Origin of the sequence: Sporosarcina sp. D27, from assembly GCF_000586555.1 — a bacterium.
In the GTDB taxonomy this organism is placed as follows: domain Bacteria; phylum Bacillota; class Bacilli; order Bacillales_A; family Planococcaceae; genus Sporosarcina.
Window position 1 is genome coordinate 38,844 of record NZ_AZUC01000052.1, and the last position, 19,713, is coordinate 58,556.

Below are 19,713 nucleotides of genomic sequence, written 5' to 3' on the forward strand. Positions count from 1 at the left end.
TCCTGCTATTATTCTTTATCGAATTTGAATATAAAAAAAGTCCCGACTACAAAAATTCTTTTGTAGTCAGGACTTAACGGATCCTGGTAGAGACCCTCGAACCATATTATCGAGGTTATACAGATTTTTTTAGTATGAAATTTTTTCTTCTCATAAATTTATCATGAAAATTGAACGGTGGCAAGGGTAAGACGTCTGACAACCAAAAAATAACGATTAGCACGTGAGCAAGGTAACTTCAATCTAAAGTGAAACTACATAAGTATAAAATGAACTTTTTATCTGTCTGGAAACTCTTATAAGGGAGAGGTGAGGAAATGAGGATTGTCAGGTTGGTCAAGAAGGCGAAAATGGGGAATAAGGAAGCTCTGCTGCAGCTCATTAGTGAGCAACAAGATGCTTACTATCGACTAGCCTTAACGTATATGGGGAACTCTCATGACGCCATGGATGCTATGGAAGATATGATTGTGAGTCTGTATCATTCGATTCCTCAACTTAAAAAGGAAGAAGCATTTTATAGTTGGAGCAAAACAATTCTTGTAAATCGATGTAAAAAACTGTTGCTGCAGAAAAATAAGATTGTTCCGATGGAGAACAGTGATGAAAGTTTAGAAAAACCTATCATAACTGTTGATGCGACTAACTCTTTTACACAGACCGAGCAGCGTATGGATTTGAAAGACATGTTGAGTACGCTTAATGCGAACCAGCAAGAAGCGATAGAATTGAAGTATTTACATGATTTGGACCTTCAAACAATTGCCAACATGACAGGCGTATCAATTGGAACCGTGAAATCCCGTGTTTTCCAAGGGTTAAAGAAAATGCGTGATCAATTCGGAGGTGAATGGAATGAATGAACTGGAGCAGCATTTAGAAAGAGAAAAGAGTCGGTTAGAAAATAATAAGGCTCCTGAAGAACTAAACGAACGTTTACGGCTAGCATTAGAGCGAACGCCTTCAAGACGTGTAAACAAAACTCCCAAATGGATAGCTGTCGCAGTAGCGATATTATTTCTTTCTTTTGTTAGCTATAACTACAATGCGTTCGCTTACTACGGAAAGAAATTGCTTGGGTATGATGAACTAATGACAGATACGTTGGCTCAATTGAATGAAGAAGGCAACGGCCAATCAATAGAGAAAAAGATCATACTTTCAGATGGATCCGAGCTTTACTTGGATGGATTGCTGACAGATGAAAATCAATCCATTCTGTACTACACCATTAAGAATTCTAAAGGAGTTGCAGCAGAGCCGCAGTTTTCAGTAATCCAAGGACTATGGACAAAAGCGTACCCGACTCACGGTACGTACTCATTGAATGAAGAAGGAACAGAAATGAAGGGAATACAAGGGTTTGAATCGATTAGTCCGTTTGCGAAAAAACTTACGTTAGAATATATGACCAACGAAGGCACTGAGCAAGGAGAGATCACTTTTCCTTATGATCCCAAGCAAGCAATGCAAACTGAGCTAAAACAATCGATACGTAAAAAGGTACACGTCGACCAAGGGACCATCCGCTTTGACTCGATAACTGCGACACCAAGTCGTACAACTATTAAAGGGAAAGTGAAAGTGGATAACTTTGACCGTATTCAGTTAGGGGCAGGAGGAGTTCAATTGCTTGCGAATGGGGAACCGATTGACTTGACCGGATCTAGCTCCAAGTCAGCAATTTTTGGATCAGATATTGAAATTTACTATGACCGTTTACCGAAGGAAATCGACACATTAGAGTTAGTTGTGGACAAATTTGTGGGCTATCAAACACTAAACGAAGCGATTGCTCTAAAAGGTGATAACGAACAATCTGAAGAGATTCATGGTAAGGAGCTGATCATCCGTAAAATCGAAAAAACTACGGAAGGTATTCAAGTAACGATTGCAACTGAACCAGATATCTTATTAGACGGTGTCTCCATCCAGTCAAAAGGGAAATCGACACCTCTTCACACCACACTAAGGGCGGACCTTCTAGATGGTGAAAATGGAGAAACATATAACGAGCGAGTTCTGCTCTTTAATACCGATGAAATGCCGAATACACTTTTGATTGAAGGGATGCATTATGCAAAGAGTTACGGAGACCATATTCAGCTGATAGGGAAAAAAGAAAAACGTTGAGGGGGCCTTGGCCTCCCTCAACGTTTTTTTCTGGATTGCACAGCATAATCAGCTTGGCAGATAACGAAGGGCCACACAAGAATCCCGTAACTGAACACCCAAGATTTTAAAGAGCCTTAACTGTTAACTTTTAAGATTTAAATGGTAAGAACTTTAATGTATAAGTTTTAAAGCTTTGAGCGCTAAACGTTAAGCTTTTAGGGTACGACTACTATTTTGTGATTAAAGTAATTGAAGTAGTTTGTCCGGTTTTACTTATTGTCCCAAAGAAATCCAGGGAAAAGAAGGGTCTTGTGGAGTTCGTTTTCGATTATCCATGCAATCCAGAAATTTAAATTGAAATTTGTGTTACTGCGTTTGATTCAGAAAGGACTGCATCTACATCCGTTTTAAAATTGGAGATGCTTTCTTCCAATTCGTCAATTCGTTTGTTAAGGTGCAGTGGGTCAATAAGGACAAACTCATTGCGTTCCATGAAGGATTTTGTGTGGAGTTCAACTTCTTCTTTTTTAGCGTTCTCTTTCTTACCTAAGATTTCGGTCAAGTACGCTTCTAATCGCTGCGTCAATGTGTCATTCTCCACAGAAAGTCGATTAATGGCTTTCCTGCGTGCAGATACCATCGCAGCAAGTAAACTTTCTTCATGCTGTATAGACGTTTTTCGTTCGATTGCTTTAGCGACTGTCATCGTTTCTCCAGCTACGGTTACGTGTGTCACAGCATTGGACTGTACTACAGCCTCTTTAATCAGATTGCGTCGTTCAATAAGTGATATGGATTTATCAAAACCTGCTTGAATTGTTTTCTCATAAACCTCAATGGAAAGGCCATTTATTTTTTGTGCGGATTTTCGATCCGTTGCGATAAAGTCTGCTTCTAGGATCGATTTAGCTATTCGATCGTTCAATGTTTTGAGTTCAGATAGTGCCCGGTGAATGGACATCGTTTGACGTGTATTCATGTCTTCTCCTCCAATCGCTCTATTTAATAGTCTATCATTCCCAATTTGACGTTGCCAAGTTAGAGCTGAAGAAATGATGGAAATGAGCATGGAAAGGAGTTCTTGCTTCCATAAACGTGTAGAATCGGACTAAGGTACCTGTGAAATGTTTTCAATAAAAGAAGGAGGTTCAGTCAATGGGAGCCTGGTTTCCAAAAGTATACGATGTAGTTATGAAACCGTTGGAAGCGATCTCGTTTAAAAAAATTAGAATGGACCTCGTTAAGAAGGCAGAAGGACGGGTATTAGAAATAGGATCAGGTACAGGGATTAACTTCCCCTACTATAAGAATGGGACGCATGTAGATGCGATTGAACCCAATCCCTCAATGAGCAAGCGGGCGGAAGAACGGCTGCGAAGCGCAAAAATCCCAATTCAGGTACATGAATCCGGTGCAGAGTCATTGCCGTTTGCAGATGATACGTTCAACACTGTCGTCGCCACGCTTGTATTTTGTACAATCCCAGAGCCGATGAAAGCACTTGCGGAAATTCGACGCGTGAGTAAACCAGGAGCACGGCTTTTATTTTTTGAACATGTCCGGATGGAGCCAGTTTTGCTCAGTAAAACACAAGATCTCTTGAATCCGTTATGGGAAAAGATTTGCGATGGGTGCCAGTTAAATCGAGATACGCTAGACTTAATTAAACAGTCGGGGATTGAAGTGGCTAAGGTTGAGGCATATTATGCGAAGTTGTTTTTGTATATTGAAGGAATTAACGGGACGATAGAAAGGAAGAGTCATGATGAATAAATGGCAAGAGCGTTTTAATCAGACGGAGTATGTTTTCGGTAAAGAGGCGAATGCATTCATCCAAGAAGCAACGGAGCGATTTACAATCGGACCTGATGTTCTCGCGGTTGCTGAAGGTGAAGGAAGAAATGCAGTCTATTTAGCGGAGCAAGGCTGTGACGTCACGATTTGGGATTTTGCCCAATCCGGATTAGACAAAGCTCAGGCACTTGCAGAAGAAAAGGGTGTTCAGCTGAAGACCAAGGTTCAAGATTTACAGGAAGCGGACTGGCCAACTGATGAGTACGATGCAATCATTTGTGTGTTTGGTCATTTTAATCCGGAGTTACGGTTGCAGACACTGAAAGGGATTCGTGAAGCTGTTAAACCAGGTGGTCTGTTTGTAACGGAAGTCTATGCGAAAGAGCAAATTGACTACGGGACAGGTGGACCGAAAGATGTAACGTATTTGTATGACATGGAGGACTTTGCAGTGTTCTCTGATTGGGAGCAATTACACTTTGAAAAGAAAGAAGTGGTTCGCGAAGAAGGCGCGGGGCATAGTGGGTTGTCTCATGTCATCCAATTTGTCGGACGGAAAAAGTAAGGAATAGAGAAGCCGGACACCGCGCTATATACTGCGCGGTGCGCGGCTTTTTTTCATTAAATTGCTTTTCGAACACGGTCAAACAGAACATTATTCTCTAAATGTACATGCTGGAACGTGTCTTTTTCGAACTGTTCAAGACGTGCGTATACAAGTCGATACGTACCGCATGCTTCCTTGGGAGGTGTGAAATTGTTAGTACTTTCTCGTAGTTCATGAAGAAGTCGTCCTGCATTATCGTGCTCTTGTTCCAGTTCCGCGACATGTGGTTTTAGCTGCTTTTTCAGTTCAGGTGTTGGGTTTGCGAAAAACTCAAGGATGAGAGGGAAGACGTTTTGGTCTTCATCGTCTGTATGATCGATTAGTTCAGCCCGCAGCAATTTAAAGATTTCTTGAACACGCAACAAATGCGGATGGTTTTCTCCATGCACACGCGCGACTTTTGTGACATATGGAGCAAGCAATGGAAGTTCTTCGCGCAAACCTGTATGGTATTTTTCTTGAATATGAGCAATGAGTGTTTTTTCTCCAAAGGAGGAAGGCTCCAGCTGTTCTCGTAATTCTCGTTTCTCTTCGATTTCTTGAACACGTGTTAAGACGTCAGCAGGATTTAGTTCTCGTTGAACAGCCGCTTCTTGCAATGAAATTTTACCTCCACAGCAATAATCGATGCGTAAGTTACGGAACAAATCTGCACTTTGGGGAATAGCCGTGACAATATCAGAGACGTGTTGGTCAAGCGTAATTTGTGACAATGGAATTCCTCCTATTGGTTTAATTGATAATCGTTCTCATATCTAATCTTACTGAAACTTTAACCGGTTTCATATTGGGGAAATGCCTACATCTTTAAGATTTTCTTAATCAACCGAATAATCTATTTGACAGAAAAATTTAACTATGATAGGTTTGTTCAATCGACAACCTAATAGTAAAGCAAGAGAAATAGGTGATTTAGTAGAAAGTTAGACTAAATCTTAAAAGTGAAGCCGGTGAATACATTCCGGCGCGGTCCCGCCACTGTGACAGCATTTGCTGAAGCCAGACAACTGCCTAGGTTCTTATGACGCTATCCCCTACGGTCGATAGGGAGTGTTAGAATGCGCACGCGCAACTTTTTTCGTTGCGTTCACATTTCTGCCCCTCGTTAGAAGTGTTTTTTTGTACAAAAAAACACGGCTTACCATATGAGAAGAGGAGAGGAAATCATTTGTCAATTATCAGCAGTTCGATCGGGTATCCGTATATCGGAGAAAATCGCGAATGGAAACGAGCACTTGAAGCGTTTTGGGGAGGAAAGATTGAAGAGCCAGAATTCCTTGAAACAGTAGAAAAGATTCGGTTGGAGCGTCTGCAAAAGCAAAAAGATGCAGGGATTCACCTTATACCAGTTGGAGATTTTACGTTGTATGACAGAATGCTCGATACAGCAGTCATGTTTGGGATGATCCCTGAGCGTTACAATTGGGATGGCGCGAATGTTGAACTATCGACTTATTTTTCCATGGCACGAGGCAATGATGGTGCAGTTGCATCAGAAATGACGAAATGGTTTAATGCGAACTACCATTACATTGTTCCGGAATACGGTACTCAAAAACTGAAATTGACAGAGAACAAACCGTTGACGGCTTACTTGGAAGCGAAAGAAAAGTTAGGGATAGACGGAAAACCTGTCATAATCGGACCGTATACGTTTTTGAAGCTTTCCAAAGGATACACGGAATGGGACGTCCCAGCATTCCTACTTCAGTTGATACCACTATACGCGCAAGTTCTGCGTGAGTTATCTGAAGCGGGAGCGAAGTGGGTGCAGATGGAAGAACCGATTTTATCCACATCGATTACAAAAGATGAAATGCAAGCAGTGACGGAAATCTATAAACAACTAAACTCTGAAGTACCAGAATTGAATGTCCTGGTACAAACTTACTTTGACGCTGTGGAACATTATGAAGAGGTTGTTGCGTTACCAGTTGCAGGAATTGGCTTAGATTTTGTGGCAGGAAAAGACAAAACCCTAGAACAATTGAAAACGCATGGTTTCCCAGAAGATAAGGTCCTCGCTGCAGGTGTAATCGATGGTCGCAACATTTGGCGTACTGACTTACAAGCAAAAACTGAACTTGTGGATGAAATCTTAGAGGTTTTTTCAGAAGATAGTGTATGGCTACAGCCTTCCAGTAGTTTACTCCACGTTCCTGTGACATTGGAATCGGAAGTGAAACTGGAGGCTACGATAAAAGGTGCATTAGCGTTTGCAGATGAAAAATTAGCGGAAGTGACAACTCTTGTAAAAGGTGTCCGCGAAGGGAAGCTAGCTATTGCAGAAACAATCGCTGAAAGTGCAGCTACCCGTGAAAAGCTTGCAGCATTACCAGCACGCGATCATCCTGAACTACGTCAAGCAGTGGAGAACATTAGTGTACAAGACAGCAAACGGAAGTCCTCAGCTCCAGAACGACGCGAGAAACAGCAACAAGCGTTAGGATTACCGCTGTTACCCACAACAACAATTGGTAGTTTTCCACAGACTCCGGAAGTTCGCAGTACGCGCAACAAATGGCGGAAGGGAGAATCGGCGGACGAACAATACGAAAATTTCGTGCACAGTGAAATCGCGAAGTGGATCGACATTCAAGAAGAAATCGGTTTGGACGTATTTGTCCACGGGGAATTCGAGCGGACGGATATGGTGGAATACTTCGGAGAAAAGCTAGGCGGTTTTGTATTCACTGAAAAAGCATGGGTTGTTTCCTATGGTTCACGTTGTGTAAAACCACCAATTATCTATGGAGATGTGACATTCCTAAATCCAATAACAGTTGAAGCATCTGTCTATGCGGCATCACTTACGAATAAGCCGATGAAAGGGATGCTGACAGGTCCAGTGACTATCCTGAATTGGTCATTTGTCCGGGATGACATTTCTCGTAAAGATGTCTCGTATCAGATTGCTCTCGCATTGCGTGAAGAAATCGAAGCATTAGAAACAGCTGGGATTCCAATCATTCAAGTAGACGAACCCGCACTCCGTGAAGGGTTGCCACTGAAGAAATCTGCATGGAATGACTACTTAGATTGGGCAATCACTGCGTTTAGGGTCGCAACTGGTTCAGTAGAAGATACGACTCAAATCCATACGCATATGTGTTATTGCGAGTTTAACGACTTCATCGATTCCATCAGCGGATTGGATGCTGACGTGATCTCTATTGAAACGTCACGGTCTCACGGAGATCTAGTGTCTGCTTTCAATGACTTTTCATATGACAAAGGGATTGGTCTTGGCGTCTATGATATCCACAGTCCGCGAGTACCAGAAGTGCAAGAAATGGTCGATGTCATCGAACAAGGACTAAGCGTTCTGGAACCTTCTCAATTCTGGATCAATCCCGATTGCGGATTGAAAACAAGAAAGCAAGAAGAAACGGTTGCAGCACTCAAAAATATGGTGGCGGCCACAAACAAAATGCGAGAGAGCTTAGAAGTCTTGCAAAAATAATAGAAGAATCTTTAAGAAAAGCGTGAATGGAATCCATTCGCGCTTTTCTTTTGGCTATAAGTAAGTGTTCTTATGAAACAGAAATGTGTGTATTGAATTTGTCGGTTGAAATCGTGACCATTCTAGAAGTACTAAACGATTTGTATTAACTTGATAGAACATGTCCAATAAATACTTCATAAACACGAAATATGTCAAAAATGCTCAAAATTAGATAGCTATAAATCTAGTTTGTTCGTATACTGAAATTAGTAGAATGTGCTCTGCAATATCATACTAGAAGAGTCAGTGAAAACTAGTGAAAGGAGAAGAACGATATGAAAAAGAAGGAGTTATTTTTTATTCCTTTGGTCACTCTAGTGACACTGATGTCTTTAGGGGCGCGTGCAGATGAGTCAAGCGAATTTATCATCTATGGAAACCATGAAAACATGAGTGAGACGTCTAGGGACTATTTAATAAATTGTCTGGACGATAGAGGCATCGAGTTTAAACTGGATGCACAAAAGAATATTCTAATTCAGGAGCGGGAACACAATATGGCAGTCGCTTCTTGTTCTTAATAGTGTAGCCTGTAGTATCCTCCTGAAGGGGGATGCTACAGGCTTTTATATTTTGCAGAAAATGAATCGGAAATGAAGTGGCGTCCGTCTATAGAGTGGAAGGTAGGTGGGAACGCACGTGAATCTCGAACAAGTGATGGATGACTATGGTGATTATTTACTGCGAGTTGCTTATGTCTACGTCAAAAACCAGAGTACCGCAGAAGATATTGTGCAGGATGTACTCATTCGGTACTATCAACGGTCAGACCAATTCAGAGACGAGAGTTCGTTAAAGACGTATTTGGTTAAGATGACGGTCAACCGAAGTCATGATTACTTAAGTAGTTGGGCGCACAAACGCATTTTATTGAAAGAAAAGATTGTAGGAAATAAAACAAGAAAAACACCGGAAAGACACATGATTGAACAGGAGACTTCGCAAACTGTGTTAACCGCTCTGTTGTCTCTGAAACTCAAATACCGTGAAGTTCTGGTTTTGTACTATTATGAAGAATCCTCGACAGTGGAAATTGCGAATATCTTAAATTGCCCAGAAGCAACCGTGCGGACTCGGCTGCAACGTGCACGAGTTCAATTGAAAGAACGGCTGGAAGAACAGGAGGGATTTTTGCATGGAATCGATTAAAGATTCATTAAAAAGAGAGTTGCAAACGATTGCCTTTACTGAACAGAGCAAGATAGAAGTAGTTCACAATGTCAAGAAAGTACACCTGAAGAACGAGCATGCACTTGTATGGAGATATCGGACGATCTTGACGCTGGTTATTTTGTTAGGATGTGGATTGGCATTATTAAATGGAAATGTCATAAAGCAGCTTAGTACCACACAAATAGTAAATGCAGGGACACTCGCCTTTTCAGACATATTTGTGTACGACTGGGTGAAGACAATCTTATTAGGTATTGCTTTTTTAATTGCATACGCATTACTGAAGGTTTGTTTTAAAGTGAAGAACACTGAATTTCCCATGTGTGCAAATTGTGGAACTGCTTGCTCACGTGCTGTAGCACTGAAAATATATTCAAGGAAAAAGGGATCATCCTGTGCACAATGTGGCGCAGTGAATTATCAAACTAGGAAGTCACTTAAAAAAACATTAGCCTTCCAAATGCTTACGCCTTTCATGATTATCATCGCTAATATGTTTGACAATGTGGTTTTGGGTATGTTGGTGTACCTGGGGTTTCTAATCATTCTATCCATTTATGTCATTCCGTTTTTGGTGGAATTACAAACAGATAATCCGAAAGATGAGCCCTACTGGTAAGATGTACAAATAAAACTGGTACTTCAAGAGAAGGAGTATCAGTTTTTAAATGTAACTATAGAACGCGCTCTTCCATGGTGTCTTCCGCTTCCTGAATCCCATTCCGCTTCCCCACTTCATAACCGAGAACAACACCAATACCTAAAATTAATAATACCTCTGTAGCAAATTCACCTGTGATAAGTCCTAATACTAGCCATGTTGAGATAGCGCCTGCTGCCAGAAGCCACAATTGCTTCATTACTTTTGTCCTCCTTCATATTGTTAGAAAAGTCTGGTTACATAAAGGCTAACTTAATAAGGGGTAATATTCAAGAGAGCGTACATGTGAATGGAGTTAAACATACAGGTATCCCGTATTCGACACTAAAAAGGGTTTTAGAATTTATTGTAGAATAGATTATTAAATGGTTGGAAAAAGCAGGGAGGGATTTTGGTGAAATTAGCAGAAGCTTTGATAGCGCGGGCAGATTACCAAAAGCGCATTGAACAGTTGAAAAAACGAATTCATATGAACTTGAAAATCCAAGAAGGTGATGAGCCTTCGGAAGATCCAAATGAGATGCTTTCGGAACTTGCTGATATCCGTCAAGTGTTAACATCGTTAATTAAAAAAGTTAACCGGACGAACTGTGAGATAAAGTTCGATGAGGAACGTACACTCGCGGATGCGTTAACCGAGCGTGATCAGTTGTTCGATCAGCGATCGCTACTGACGAAAGTAGTGGATGAAGCATCCCAACAAGTCGGTCGATATAGCCAATCAGAAATCCGTATCGTCAGCACAGTAGATGTGAAGTCGATTCAAAAACAAGTAGATCAATTATCAAAAGCATATCGGGAAATGGATACGAAGATTCAAGGTATGAACTGGAATATTGATTTACTAGACTAACGCATAACAGTCGGTAGCGAGCCGTTGTGAAGGTGAGTGCAAACCTGCCAACAGGGATAGTTGGATTTAAAAATAAGTAGTGGGGTCTGCTTTGCGGTTGATAACCGTCTACAAATAATGCCCAGTACTGTGACACCTGTACAAATAGATTGTCAATGTAACTACCATGCACTAATTTACAGCGCTTGCGAGGGTGGGTTCGGGGACTGAATACATAAAGATATGCATCTGTTGAACGACTAACAGATGCGTATCTTTCGTTATATGGACGCTAACATAAAGATGATGAAAAACAAGGTGATCCATCCGACGAAACTCAGTGCGAAAGCGATGCCCATCAGGATTCCAATCGTTCCGAATCCTTTCCATGCAGAAAAGTTGTGGACAATCCCAATTGCTTTTGACATGATCACAGTCCCATATACGGATAGGCCCATTAATCCTAAAAATAGAATCGGTGACAATGCGAAAAGGATTACAAACACGGTAGCAGCTGCATCTGACTCTACGTATCTGAGTATGATTAAAGCAAACATCGTGGCCCATGAGAAAGGTAGAATGTAGATCGCTGTTAGTGAACCTAAGGGAACAACCGCGAGCATTTTTTTATAAGTCCCTGTTCCCCCTAGCCACTTCCCAATCCACGTATAGAGAGCACTATTTAAAAACCAACCAGCAGTTGTGAGGATAAACAAACCGAAAAACGCGATAGGCAGGATTACTAAAAGTGGAATCTCTTCAATGAAAAGCATCTGCGTGATGGTGAGCGGTGCAATCGCAAGTGCAGCCATAACGAGAATGAGATAGCTATACGACAATGTCTTATGATCGAGTACGTACTGGATTGTTTCTGTAGGACGAGCCCAAATGGATAAAAACGGTTTCAATGGAAAACTCCTCTCTGTAAAACTCTACTCTCTACTGTACTACAGAGGGTTGTAGAAAGATTCACATTTTAGTAATTTTAACTAAAATGCAAGGCTGAAAAACTTAATGAAGATATGGTACAGTAGCTATAAACAATTAGAAAAAAGAAATGAGGATCGCTATGAGAATTGAAGCGGGTACAATTGAAGAGTACGTTCAGCAGCTACCAGAAGACCGACAGCAAGCAATTGAAAAGCTGCGATTGACGATAAAAGAAAATCTGCCGAGTGGATTTGAAGAAACGCTCTCCTATGGAATGATTGGATATGTAATCCCGCATAGTATTTATCCGGATGGGTACCACTGCAAACCGGAAGAACCGCTGCCATTTCTAAGCATTGGCTCTCAAAAAAATTTCATTGGTCTCTATCATATGGGAATATACGCATTTCCTGAAGTGCATGATTGGTTCGTTGCCGAATATCCAAAACACGTGAAAACAAAACTGGATATGGGAAAAAGCTGTATTCGATTAAAAAAGATGGAAAACATCCCTTATGAGTTGATAGCTGAGTTATGTAGAAAAATTACAGTTGAAGATTATATTGCTCATTATGAAAAAGCGTGGAAGAAATAATGGGAAAGGCACTGAACTTGTCGTAGGGTTCAGTGCTTTTTTTATGTGCGTAAAGAGAGTTTCGAAAAATTGATGTTCAACATGAACTATTTCAGTGCAGCAGAGTCTAATGAATAACAAGAGCAGGATCGAGGTGGTAAAGGCATGGATGAGATGGAACTTAGTCGAAAAGCGAATGCTGGTGATGAAGCCGCATTTTTAGCATTGTTGCAAACGTATAAAGAAGATTTGCTAAGAACAGCCCTCGCATTTTTAAAAAACGACCAGGATGCATTGGAAGCACTTCAAGAAGTGACGGTGCGAGCCTACAATAAAATCCACACTGTGAAAGAGCCTGAGTATGCGAAGACGTGGCTCATTCGAATCATGATAAATTATTGCCAGGATCAGTTGAAACGTCAAAAACGGATTCATCATTGGAAAACTGTGGTTGACCATCAGGGGACGGAAGACGTCTCACAGCTGGAACTAAAAGAAGCCCTTGCTTCACTACCAGAAAAAGAACAGCAACTTATCTACCTCAAATACTTTCAGGATGTAAAGATTAAAGACATTGCAAAACTCGAGAATATTCCGGAAGGCACGGTAAAGTCCAGATTGCACAAAACCTTGCGGACACTTCGAGTCTATTTTGAAGACGAAGGAGGACGGGAGCATGTATGAACGAGAAGAGGAGAAACTGCGTCAATTGAAAAGCCAGCTGGAACAGCAGTCTCTGCCCTTAGATGAAGCCGATCAAATGATACGTGCAGGGATTGCAAAAGCTAAAGCTGATCGAAGCAAAAAGAACCGACGTAGAAAGCGAATCATGTGGTCAGCTGCTTTGTCAGCGATACTGGTACTGACTTTCGTAACTTCAATTCGAGTGTCAACAGCGTTTGCTAACACAGTCGCGTCTATTCCGGGAATGGAACCTTTTGTTGCCATGATTCAGCAGGACAAAGGACTGCAGGCGATTTTTAAAGAGGATTACTATCAGAAAATAGGAGCCTCACAAACTGTTAGGGATTTCACGATGACAATTGACGGTGTTATTTTGGATGAAACCGGCATGAATGTCTACTATACGATTGAATCGACAAAAAAAATGAAAACAGCGAGTGTCAATACGATTGAAATCTCCAATTCAAGACCTATGCCAGAGGCGGGGATTTCGTATGGTGGTATGAGTGCGAATGATGTATTTACCTACCAGGAAGTTATGGAAATCACATTCTCTAAACGAAATGTATTTGCTGATCTGAATTTTACAGTTGAAGCGGAAATGGATATAGATAGCAGTGAGGTCGTGTTTTCAATTCCGTTTGAAGTACCTGAACAAACGAAACCAAGTAAGCCCTATGTATTGAACAAAGTAATGGAAATGGACGGACAGCACTTCATCATCGATGAAGTAGTGATTTCTCTCTTACGAGTAGGGGTGCAAATTACATTTAATCCAAACAATACGAAAAAAATCTTGTCATTTGAAGATATGCGACTGGTAGATGAAAAAGGAGAAGTATGGAGTGAAATTGCCAACGGAGTCTCGGCTTTTGGCAATGAAAGAGGAAAGACGACGCACACATTCTTTCTGCAGAGCAACTACTTCTCAAAACCTAAAAAACTCTACCTGCAAATCAATAAAGCACAAGCAGTCAAACAGGAACAAGCATTTCTGGAAGTGAATACGGATACAAAAGAGTTGCTTTCGTATCCTGATGGTCCTCAATTACAACTAGTAGATGCGAGCCGAAATGGAATCGATCTGTTGCTTACAGTAAAAGATTTTCACCATGATCCATTTACTACTGCTATTGATGCTAAAGGAAAAGAAATTACAATTTCTTCATTCAGCCTATATGGGGAAGGAGACGCGACTCACTGGGGTCCTGCGTTCGAAACGACATCCTACACAAATCCAATTCGTCTTGAATTGCATGCATATCCGACTTACATCGAAGGAGATGTGAAAGTCGAGGTGAAGTAAAGTGAACGCAAAAGCAAAAGCAAAAGCAAAAGCCGCATTTCTCTTTGAAGAGATCTGCGGCTTTTAGAGTTACTTCTTCTTATTCGATTGCTGATTCTTGTCGTGATTGGTCTTATTGTTCTTGTTTTTCACTTTCGCATCAAATTCAGGAGCAAATTCCGTATCCGCGTTATCTAGTGGATTATTGCTGTTGCTGCTACTCGCATCACGGTCTTTGTTTTGATACGTATCAAGCGGATTATGCGTCCGCTCGTTCATCGTTTTTGGGTTGTTTTTGTTTCCCATGCAGGCTCACCTCCTATAGGTAAGATGCCTGGGAAAAAGGGAATTCATACATCGTTGAGAAATAAAGGAGAGGTGTGGCGGGCTTATCCAAGCTGTGATAGGGGAGTCAGCTATGCCCGCTTCTTTAAGTTAAATAATTCACGGTCGTGTTCCAGGACTTTGGCTTCAAAATAATGTATGTCCTCTTTTTTGACGACTTCATCAAATTTAGCTAGCGTCTCTTGACGAAATTCCGTTAACTGTCCAGTATGTTCGAATATAGCATCTTGTCGATTTTCAATACGATCTAATTGCCCTTGCATACCACCGATTTGCCCTTGCATGCCATCCATTTGCCCTTGCATGCCATCCATTTGCCCTTGCATACCACCGATTTGCCCTTGCATGCCATCCATTTGACCTTGTATACCGTCCAATTGACTTTGCATCTTATCAAAGCGTTCATCAATCGCGACAAACTTCTGATCGATTTTGTCAAAGCGTTTTTCCATTTTATGTTGCTCTGTTTTCACTTCTTGTAATTCAGAAAGAATCTGCTGCAGCAATACCTCACTCATTGTTTCACCTCCTCTATCAGTAATTAGAGTATAGCATGTGTTGAAGAAAAGTTGGCTGGAAAAAGTAAGCTAAATTTGTTTGGATATTTTTCAGAGTGGTTATTTAATGACATGATATAATATAAGTAAGTGAAAAATTAGTTAATGAAAATAGAGAAAAATAGGAGGAATTATAATGGGGTTTTTAGATTCGTTTTTAGGCAATGCATCAACAGTGGACACAGCTGATGTTGAAAAAGACTTAGCACCTATTTTAGTTGCAGAAGAGACTGTGGAAGCAGCGTTCAAGTTATTTCGGGACATGATGGTATTTACGGAAAAGCGTTTGATATTGGTTGATAAACAAGGCATGACTGGGAAGAAGACAGAGTATCATTCCATTCCTTATAAAAGCATATCCCATTTCAGTATCGAAACCGCTGGAACGTTTGATATGGATGCCGAACTAAAAATTTGGATATCGAGTGCGACAGAACCACTTGTAAACAAGCAATTTAAAAAAGATGCCAGCATTTACGACATTCAAAAGATATTAGCGGCTGTCTGTTTGTGAAGGGGCGTGTTAAGAAAATGGTATCTTGAAGACTGGAGAACCAACTAGGGAAATAATCGTCCGAAGTAATAAGACGGTGAATGTGAGGGAACGAAATGGATGAGGTTTTACTGATACATGGATTCAATAAGACTGCCAAAGACATGAAGGTACTAGCTAATCATTTAGAGAAGATAGGATTTCATTGTCATTCCATTACATTGCCGTTGACTCGCCACGAGTTCGATTATTCGGTCCATTTTGTACTGGACAAATTAAAGGATATTGAGAAAAGTCGTCCCGACAGAATCCACCTTGTAGGTCATAGTACAGGTGGGTTGCTCATTCGTAAGGTTCTCAGTCATTCTGATACTCCTGAACGAATCGGGCGCTGTGTACAAATTGCGACTCCAAACCAAGGAAGTCAACTTGCAGCACTTGCAGGGGCTTTAAAAGGATATAACTCTTTCTTTCGTACAGTAAAATCACTACATGCTTCCTATATTCGACAGCTAGATCTTAGGAATGTAGTTGGAGCGGAAGTTGGTGCAATTGCCGGTACAAACAGTAATTTATGGTTAGGACAACTGATTAAAGGACAAAATGACGGCCGCGTAGAAGTTTCCTCTGTACATTACGCTGACCTTACAGACTTTGCAACACTTCCTTATGGGCATAAGGACATTCACTATCAACGAGAAACAGCTGTATTAACGGCACAATTTTTACAATCAGGTCGCTTTTTTGCTGGATGAGAAGGAGATTTAAGATATGTGTAAGAAATCAAACGAACTCACAGTAATTGCAGAAACTACACGAATCCGTTTGGTAAGTCTTGAGGAATGTCATGTAGAATCATTGAAACAGATTTGGGGTGATGAATCTGTCATGAATCTGTGCGGAGGCGCTACAGATTTTTCGAAGTTCCACAAAATTATCCGTGCTTATAGTGACCAACAGATGAATTACGGATTATCTGTATATGGCGTAATTGATAAGAAAGTCGAGGAGTTAGTAGGGGTTTCTGGATTTAACTGGTACGGGGACACTGCGGAAACTGAGCTCATCTACCACTACCGAAAGAAATCATGGGGACTTGGATTTGCATTCGAAGCCGCCCTACTTTGTTTAGATGTTGCGAAAAACCATTCTTCGCTTGTACGAATTACCTCATCTGCGGATTCCCGTAACGCTGCATCTATTCGCATTTTAGAAAAGCTTGGATTTCGTTTTAAAGGTGTGCAATGGTTTGAGGATACACAGCAAGAAGAGCCAACATTTGAATTGTTGATCACCGACATTAAAACAAAGGAAATGGAGGAGGTGTAATGCGACTTGTAAGACCGTCTCTTGAGTGGAAAGAGGAACACGAAGCATATATGAAGGAATGGGATGAGGAACGGATGACTCCGAGTAGTTTTCATTTAAAAGAAGGCATCCCTTATGAAGACTATTTAAAAGAATTAGCAAAGCGAGAAGCTGGTCATGATAAATGGCTGCCATGCACAAACTACTTTCTCGTAGACGATACCGAACGTGTCGTCGGAATGATTGATATCCGTCATGACTTAAACGAGTATTTGCACCAAGTAGGTGGACACATCGGCTATGGCATTCGTCCATCAGAGCGACGTACAGGGTATGCAACATGGATGCTAGCGGAAGCATTGAAAGTGACGGATACGTTGGGGATAAATTCCGTGCTCATTACATGCAACGAAGAGAATATTGGATCTGCAAAAACGATTCAAAATAATGGCGGAGTAGAAGATGAAAGCTTTACCGAGGACGATGGTACCGTCGTAAGACGATTTTGGATTCATCGATAGACTACTTCAAATAACACTTGTTAATCACTGGAGGCATATTGTACATGTACGATCCGACGATATTTGATAACTTGAAAGTTGCTCTAGAAAATCACTTATATGACCTGGATACAATAGAAGAACAAATCGAAATAAGAAATCGCCGGGACGTGATGGACTTTGCTGTATTTTCTCGCGATTTTGCTTTGCGGTTCGTCCTTCGCAACCACCCTGAAATCGAAGCAGAAGTCATATTACGCGCGGGTGTACGTGATCTAGCGGGTGAAATCTTGGAAGACCCCAACGCGAATCCCGCTTGCTCGTTGTCTCTTTGTTTTCAAAAAAGTGTTGTCAATCCTGACGCAGAGTGTGCAGGGATTGAACAAATAATGGCGTCGATTTGGGAGCAAGATGTTGAACTCACGCAAACGATTCGTTACGTGTATGGTAAAGAAAATCCCAAGTTGACGAACTCCATTGAAGCTGCATTTAAACCAAGGCTTACAGAGGACCATATGACTGAACTCTCGCTCTTTTTAGAGCATGTTTTGGATACGTTGCATGTGTTGAGTCGTATGCAACACTGAGGAGGGGATGAAGACATGGACCAAACTATTTTTATCGTAGAAGACGATGGAGCAATCTTTTCTTCCTTGAAAGAGCATTTGGAACAGTGGTCATTTCACGTAGTTGGGCCAGAAAACTTTCAAGACATCATGACTCCATTCATAAAAGAAAATCCGCAACTCGTCATTATGGACATTCAACTCCCCGCGTATGATGGCTTCCACTGGTGTCGGGAAATCAGGGCAGTGTCCAATGTACCCATCATCTTTCTTTCTTCAAGAGATCATCCGATGGACATAGTCATGGCGATGAATATGGGTGGAGATGATTACATACAAAAACCGTTTCACACGGATGTCTTACTTGCTAAAATACAGGCGACGTTACGACGAGCCTACTCGTATACAGAGACTGATGAAACTAGCGATGAATTGAATTGGAATGGGATGACCATCGATTTAAAACGGTGTGTAATCAAAGGGAATCACCAAGAAATCGAGCTCACAAAAAATGAGTTTTTCATCCTCTCTATTCTCGTTGAGTCAAACGATAAAATTGTCTCTCGGGATGAACTGATCCGAAAGTTATGGGACGATGAACGCTTTGTCAACGACAATACGCTGACTGTTAACGTGACGCGTTTACGCCAAAAGTTAAGTGATTTAGGATTGGAAGAAGCGATTGTGACCAAAAAAGGGATGGGCTATATGGCGGTTACTCTACAGGGGAAATCCTGATGATACTCGCCTATATTGCGGATCGGAAAAGTTGGATTGCCTTATTTTTAGGATCACTCCTAGTAACGGATCTGTTGTTAGTTTTGGATAAAGGCCTGTCTATCAGTAGTGTCTCCATCGCGTATTTGAATTTCTTGTTGGTCACAATTTTTGTTCTGTTTTTCATATGGCGGTATCGCAAGGAGACTGCCTATCTACAAGCGCTCAATCGACTTGTTCATGAACTACAGGATGATTGGCAAGAGGGACTTCCGACGTCTGTCTTTCATCAAGACAAGATTTTGACTGAAATGCTCCAGCAAATCGATGGGGCTTATCGGAATCGGATGTCTCGTTTGAGAGAGTTTGTGTATGCAGAGCAAAATGATACAGCAGCATGGGTCCATGAGGTGAAAGCTCCACTTACTGCGATGAAGTTGATAATTGATGCAAATCGTCAAAAGCCAGTGTTTCGGAAAATCGATGCAGAATGGTTGCGTGTCCATTTACTGATTGATCAGCAACTGTATATTTCACGACTCCCTTCATTAGAAGCTGATTATGTAGTAGAAGAAACCGATATCATCCGATTGGCTGCAGAAGAAGTGCGTCAACTGATGCCGTGGTGTTTGGAGAAAAATATTGCTGTCGAAATCGAAGGAGAACAGGTGGAAGTTGTGACCGACCAAAAATGGGGACGTTTCATTCTCCGACAGCTGTTGACGAATGCGGTGAAATATAGTCCGGCTGGCGGAACGGTGACCATTCAAGCGAAATCAGATGAAACAGGACATGTTTCGCTAACTGTAGCAGATGAAGGGCCAGGAATTCCAGCGCACGAAATGCCGCGCATATTCGATCGAGGTTTTACAGGGAATGCCGGTCGAATCCAACACGCTGCAACGGGGCTGGGTCTCTATTTAGCCAAACAGGCGGCAGGAAAAATAGGAGTGCGATTGTTTGGGCGGTCAGATGGTTCTACGGGTACACAGATGGTGATGACGTTCTCTACAGAAAATGAGTTTGACGCTACCCGAAAGTAGCGAGTTATGAGCACATATTGAGTT

Annotated in this window: 25 protein-coding genes and 2 riboswitches; of the genes, 19 read left to right on the forward strand and 6 right to left on the reverse strand. The window is 41.4% G+C overall.

What is annotated here, in order from left to right:
* Positions 1 to 43 precede the first annotated feature (43 nt).
* Positions 44 to 143: riboswitch (purine riboswitch) on the reverse strand.
* A 174-nt stretch (positions 144 to 317) separates the two neighbouring features.
* Both N693_RS0113860 and N693_RS0113865 read left to right on the forward strand, forming a co-directional pair.
* The gene (locus N693_RS0113860; protein WP_025785427.1) at positions 318 to 863 is read left to right on the forward strand and encodes an RNA polymerase sigma factor; all 546 of its coding nucleotides are present in this window, start codon (positions 318 to 320) and stop codon (positions 861 to 863) included.
* Positions 856 to 2,133, forward strand: coding sequence for a DUF4179 domain-containing protein (locus N693_RS0113865; protein ID WP_025785428.1), 1,278 nt, complete (start codon positions 856 to 858; stop codon positions 2,131 to 2,133). Before N693_RS0113860 ends, N693_RS0113865 begins: the two co-directional genes overlap by 8 nt.
* Positions 2,134 to 2,464: 331 nt before the next feature.
* On the opposite strand, the gene N693_RS0113870 is transcribed toward N693_RS0113865, so the two are convergent.
* Positions 2,465 to 3,094: a hypothetical protein gene (locus N693_RS0113870; protein ID WP_025785429.1), complete on the reverse strand. Its 630-nt coding sequence runs from the start codon at positions 3,092 to 3,094 to the stop codon at positions 2,465 to 2,467.
* Between the two features lie 176 nt (positions 3,095 to 3,270).
* Here N693_RS0113870 and N693_RS0113875 point away from each other — a divergent pair, with 176 nt between their 5' ends.
* Both N693_RS0113875 and N693_RS0113880 read left to right on the forward strand, forming a co-directional pair.
* The gene (locus N693_RS0113875; RefSeq protein ID WP_025785430.1) at positions 3,271 to 3,888 is read left to right on the forward strand and encodes a class I SAM-dependent methyltransferase; all 618 of its coding nucleotides are present in this window, start codon (positions 3,271 to 3,273) and stop codon (positions 3,886 to 3,888) included.
* Positions 3,881 to 4,474 (forward strand): bifunctional 2-polyprenyl-6-hydroxyphenol methylase/3-demethylubiquinol 3-O-methyltransferase UbiG, encoded by a 594-nt coding sequence (locus N693_RS0113880; protein ID WP_025785431.1) that lies wholly within the window; start codon positions 3,881 to 3,883, stop codon positions 4,472 to 4,474. The genes N693_RS0113875 and N693_RS0113880 overlap by 8 nt, the downstream gene beginning before the upstream one ends.
* 56 nt (positions 4,475 to 4,530) lie before the next feature.
* Here the strand turns inward: N693_RS0113880 and ric are convergent, their stop codons facing one another.
* Positions 4,531 to 5,229: an iron-sulfur cluster repair di-iron protein gene (gene ric, locus N693_RS0113885; protein ID WP_025785432.1), complete on the reverse strand. Its 699-nt coding sequence runs from the start codon at positions 5,227 to 5,229 to the stop codon at positions 4,531 to 4,533.
* A 175-nt stretch (positions 5,230 to 5,404) separates the two neighbouring features.
* A riboswitch (cobalamin riboswitch) is annotated at positions 5,405 to 5,546 on the forward strand.
* Positions 5,547 to 5,690: 144 nt separating this feature from the next.
* Here ric and metE point away from each other — a divergent pair.
* The 4 genes from metE (at position 5,691) to N693_RS0113905 (ending at position 9,813) form a co-directional block, all read left to right on the forward strand.
* The gene (gene metE / locus N693_RS0113890; protein ID WP_025785433.1) at positions 5,691 to 7,979 is read left to right on the forward strand and encodes a 5-methyltetrahydropteroyltriglutamate--homocysteine S-methyltransferase; all 2,289 of its coding nucleotides are present in this window, start codon (positions 5,691 to 5,693) and stop codon (positions 7,977 to 7,979) included.
* A 317-nt stretch (positions 7,980 to 8,296) separates the two neighbouring features.
* On the forward strand, positions 8,297 to 8,542 hold the full coding sequence (locus N693_RS0113895) for a hypothetical protein (protein WP_025785434.1): 246 nt from the start codon (positions 8,297 to 8,299) through the stop codon (positions 8,540 to 8,542).
* 118 nt (positions 8,543 to 8,660) lie between these two features.
* On the forward strand, positions 8,661 to 9,170 hold the full coding sequence (locus N693_RS0113900; protein WP_025785435.1) for a sigma-70 family RNA polymerase sigma factor: 510 nt from the start codon (positions 8,661 to 8,663) through the stop codon (positions 9,168 to 9,170).
* Positions 9,157 to 9,813, forward strand: coding sequence for a TIGR04104 family putative zinc finger protein (locus tag N693_RS0113905; RefSeq protein ID WP_025785436.1), 657 nt, complete (start codon positions 9,157 to 9,159; stop codon positions 9,811 to 9,813). The genes N693_RS0113900 and N693_RS0113905 overlap by 14 nt, the downstream gene beginning before the upstream one ends.
* 55 nt (positions 9,814 to 9,868) lie before the next feature.
* Here the strand turns inward: N693_RS0113905 and N693_RS0113910 are convergent, their stop codons facing one another.
* The gene (locus tag N693_RS0113910) at positions 9,869 to 10,054 is read right to left on the reverse strand and encodes a hypothetical protein (RefSeq protein WP_025785437.1); all 186 of its coding nucleotides are present in this window, start codon (positions 10,052 to 10,054) and stop codon (positions 9,869 to 9,871) included.
* Between the two features lie 195 nt (positions 10,055 to 10,249).
* Here N693_RS0113910 and N693_RS0113915 point away from each other — a divergent pair, with 195 nt between their 5' ends.
* Positions 10,250 to 10,708: a DIP1984 family protein gene (locus N693_RS0113915; RefSeq protein ID WP_025785438.1), complete on the forward strand. Its 459-nt coding sequence runs from the start codon at positions 10,250 to 10,252 to the stop codon at positions 10,706 to 10,708.
* A 260-nt stretch (positions 10,709 to 10,968) separates the two neighbouring features.
* Here the strand turns inward: N693_RS0113915 and N693_RS0113920 are convergent, their stop codons facing one another.
* Positions 10,969 to 11,595 (reverse strand): YIP1 family protein, encoded by a 627-nt coding sequence (locus N693_RS0113920; protein WP_025785439.1) that lies wholly within the window; start codon positions 11,593 to 11,595, stop codon positions 10,969 to 10,971.
* A 161-nt stretch (positions 11,596 to 11,756) separates the two neighbouring features.
* Here N693_RS0113920 and N693_RS0113925 point away from each other — a divergent pair, with 161 nt between their 5' ends.
* From N693_RS0113925 to N693_RS0113935, 3 genes are all read left to right on the forward strand, one after another.
* On the forward strand, positions 11,757 to 12,212 hold the full coding sequence (locus tag N693_RS0113925; protein WP_025785440.1) for a DUF1801 domain-containing protein: 456 nt from the start codon (positions 11,757 to 11,759) through the stop codon (positions 12,210 to 12,212).
* A gap of 144 nt (positions 12,213 to 12,356) precedes the next feature.
* Positions 12,357 to 12,875: a sigma-70 family RNA polymerase sigma factor gene (locus N693_RS0113930; RefSeq protein WP_025785441.1), complete on the forward strand. Its 519-nt coding sequence runs from the start codon at positions 12,357 to 12,359 to the stop codon at positions 12,873 to 12,875.
* On the forward strand, positions 12,868 to 14,181 hold the full coding sequence (locus N693_RS0113935) for a DUF4179 domain-containing protein (RefSeq protein ID WP_025785442.1): 1,314 nt from the start codon (positions 12,868 to 12,870) through the stop codon (positions 14,179 to 14,181). Before N693_RS0113930 ends, N693_RS0113935 begins: the two co-directional genes overlap by 8 nt.
* Positions 14,182 to 14,250: 69 nt before the next feature.
* Here N693_RS0113935 and N693_RS0113940 read toward each other — a convergent pair whose 3' ends face one another.
* A complete protein-coding gene (locus N693_RS0113940; RefSeq protein ID WP_025785443.1) occupies positions 14,251 to 14,466 on the reverse strand; it encodes a hypothetical protein in 216 nt (71 codons plus the stop codon).
* A gap of 110 nt (positions 14,467 to 14,576) precedes the next feature.
* Positions 14,577 to 15,023 carry a hypothetical protein gene (locus N693_RS0113945; RefSeq protein WP_025785444.1) on the reverse strand — a complete coding sequence of 149 codons (447 nt, stop codon included), beginning with the start codon at positions 15,021 to 15,023 and terminating at the stop codon, positions 14,577 to 14,579.
* A gap of 175 nt (positions 15,024 to 15,198) precedes the next feature.
* Here N693_RS0113945 and N693_RS0113950 point away from each other — a divergent pair, with 175 nt between their 5' ends.
* The 7 genes from N693_RS0113950 (at position 15,199) to N693_RS0113980 (ending at position 19,689) form a co-directional block, all read left to right on the forward strand.
* Complete coding sequence (locus N693_RS0113950) at positions 15,199 to 15,576, forward strand: PH domain-containing protein (RefSeq protein ID WP_025785445.1); 378 nt, start codon at positions 15,199 to 15,201, stop codon at positions 15,574 to 15,576.
* 95 nt (positions 15,577 to 15,671) lie between these two features.
* On the forward strand, positions 15,672 to 16,310 hold the full coding sequence (locus tag N693_RS0113955; RefSeq protein WP_025785446.1) for a triacylglycerol lipase: 639 nt from the start codon (positions 15,672 to 15,674) through the stop codon (positions 16,308 to 16,310).
* A gap of 16 nt (positions 16,311 to 16,326) precedes the next feature.
* Positions 16,327 to 16,884, forward strand: a complete 558-nt coding sequence (locus N693_RS0113960; protein ID WP_025785447.1) for a GNAT family N-acetyltransferase — start codon at positions 16,327 to 16,329, stop codon at positions 16,882 to 16,884.
* Positions 16,884 to 17,384 (forward strand): GNAT family N-acetyltransferase, encoded by a 501-nt coding sequence (locus N693_RS0113965; RefSeq protein ID WP_025785448.1) that lies wholly within the window; start codon positions 16,884 to 16,886, stop codon positions 17,382 to 17,384. Before N693_RS0113960 ends, N693_RS0113965 begins: the two co-directional genes overlap by 1 nt.
* Before the next feature lie 44 nt (positions 17,385 to 17,428).
* Positions 17,429 to 17,950, forward strand: coding sequence for a hypothetical protein (locus N693_RS0113970; protein WP_025785449.1), 522 nt, complete (start codon positions 17,429 to 17,431; stop codon positions 17,948 to 17,950).
* Positions 17,951 to 17,965: 15 nt separating this feature from the next.
* Entirely contained in the window at positions 17,966 to 18,667 is a 702-nt protein-coding gene (locus N693_RS0113975) for a response regulator transcription factor (protein ID WP_025785450.1), read from the forward strand.
* On the forward strand, positions 18,667 to 19,689 hold the full coding sequence (locus tag N693_RS0113980) for a HAMP domain-containing sensor histidine kinase (protein WP_025785451.1): 1,023 nt from the start codon (positions 18,667 to 18,669) through the stop codon (positions 19,687 to 19,689). The genes N693_RS0113975 and N693_RS0113980 overlap by 1 nt, the downstream gene beginning before the upstream one ends.
* The last annotated feature ends 24 nt before the right edge of the window (positions 19,690 to 19,713 follow it).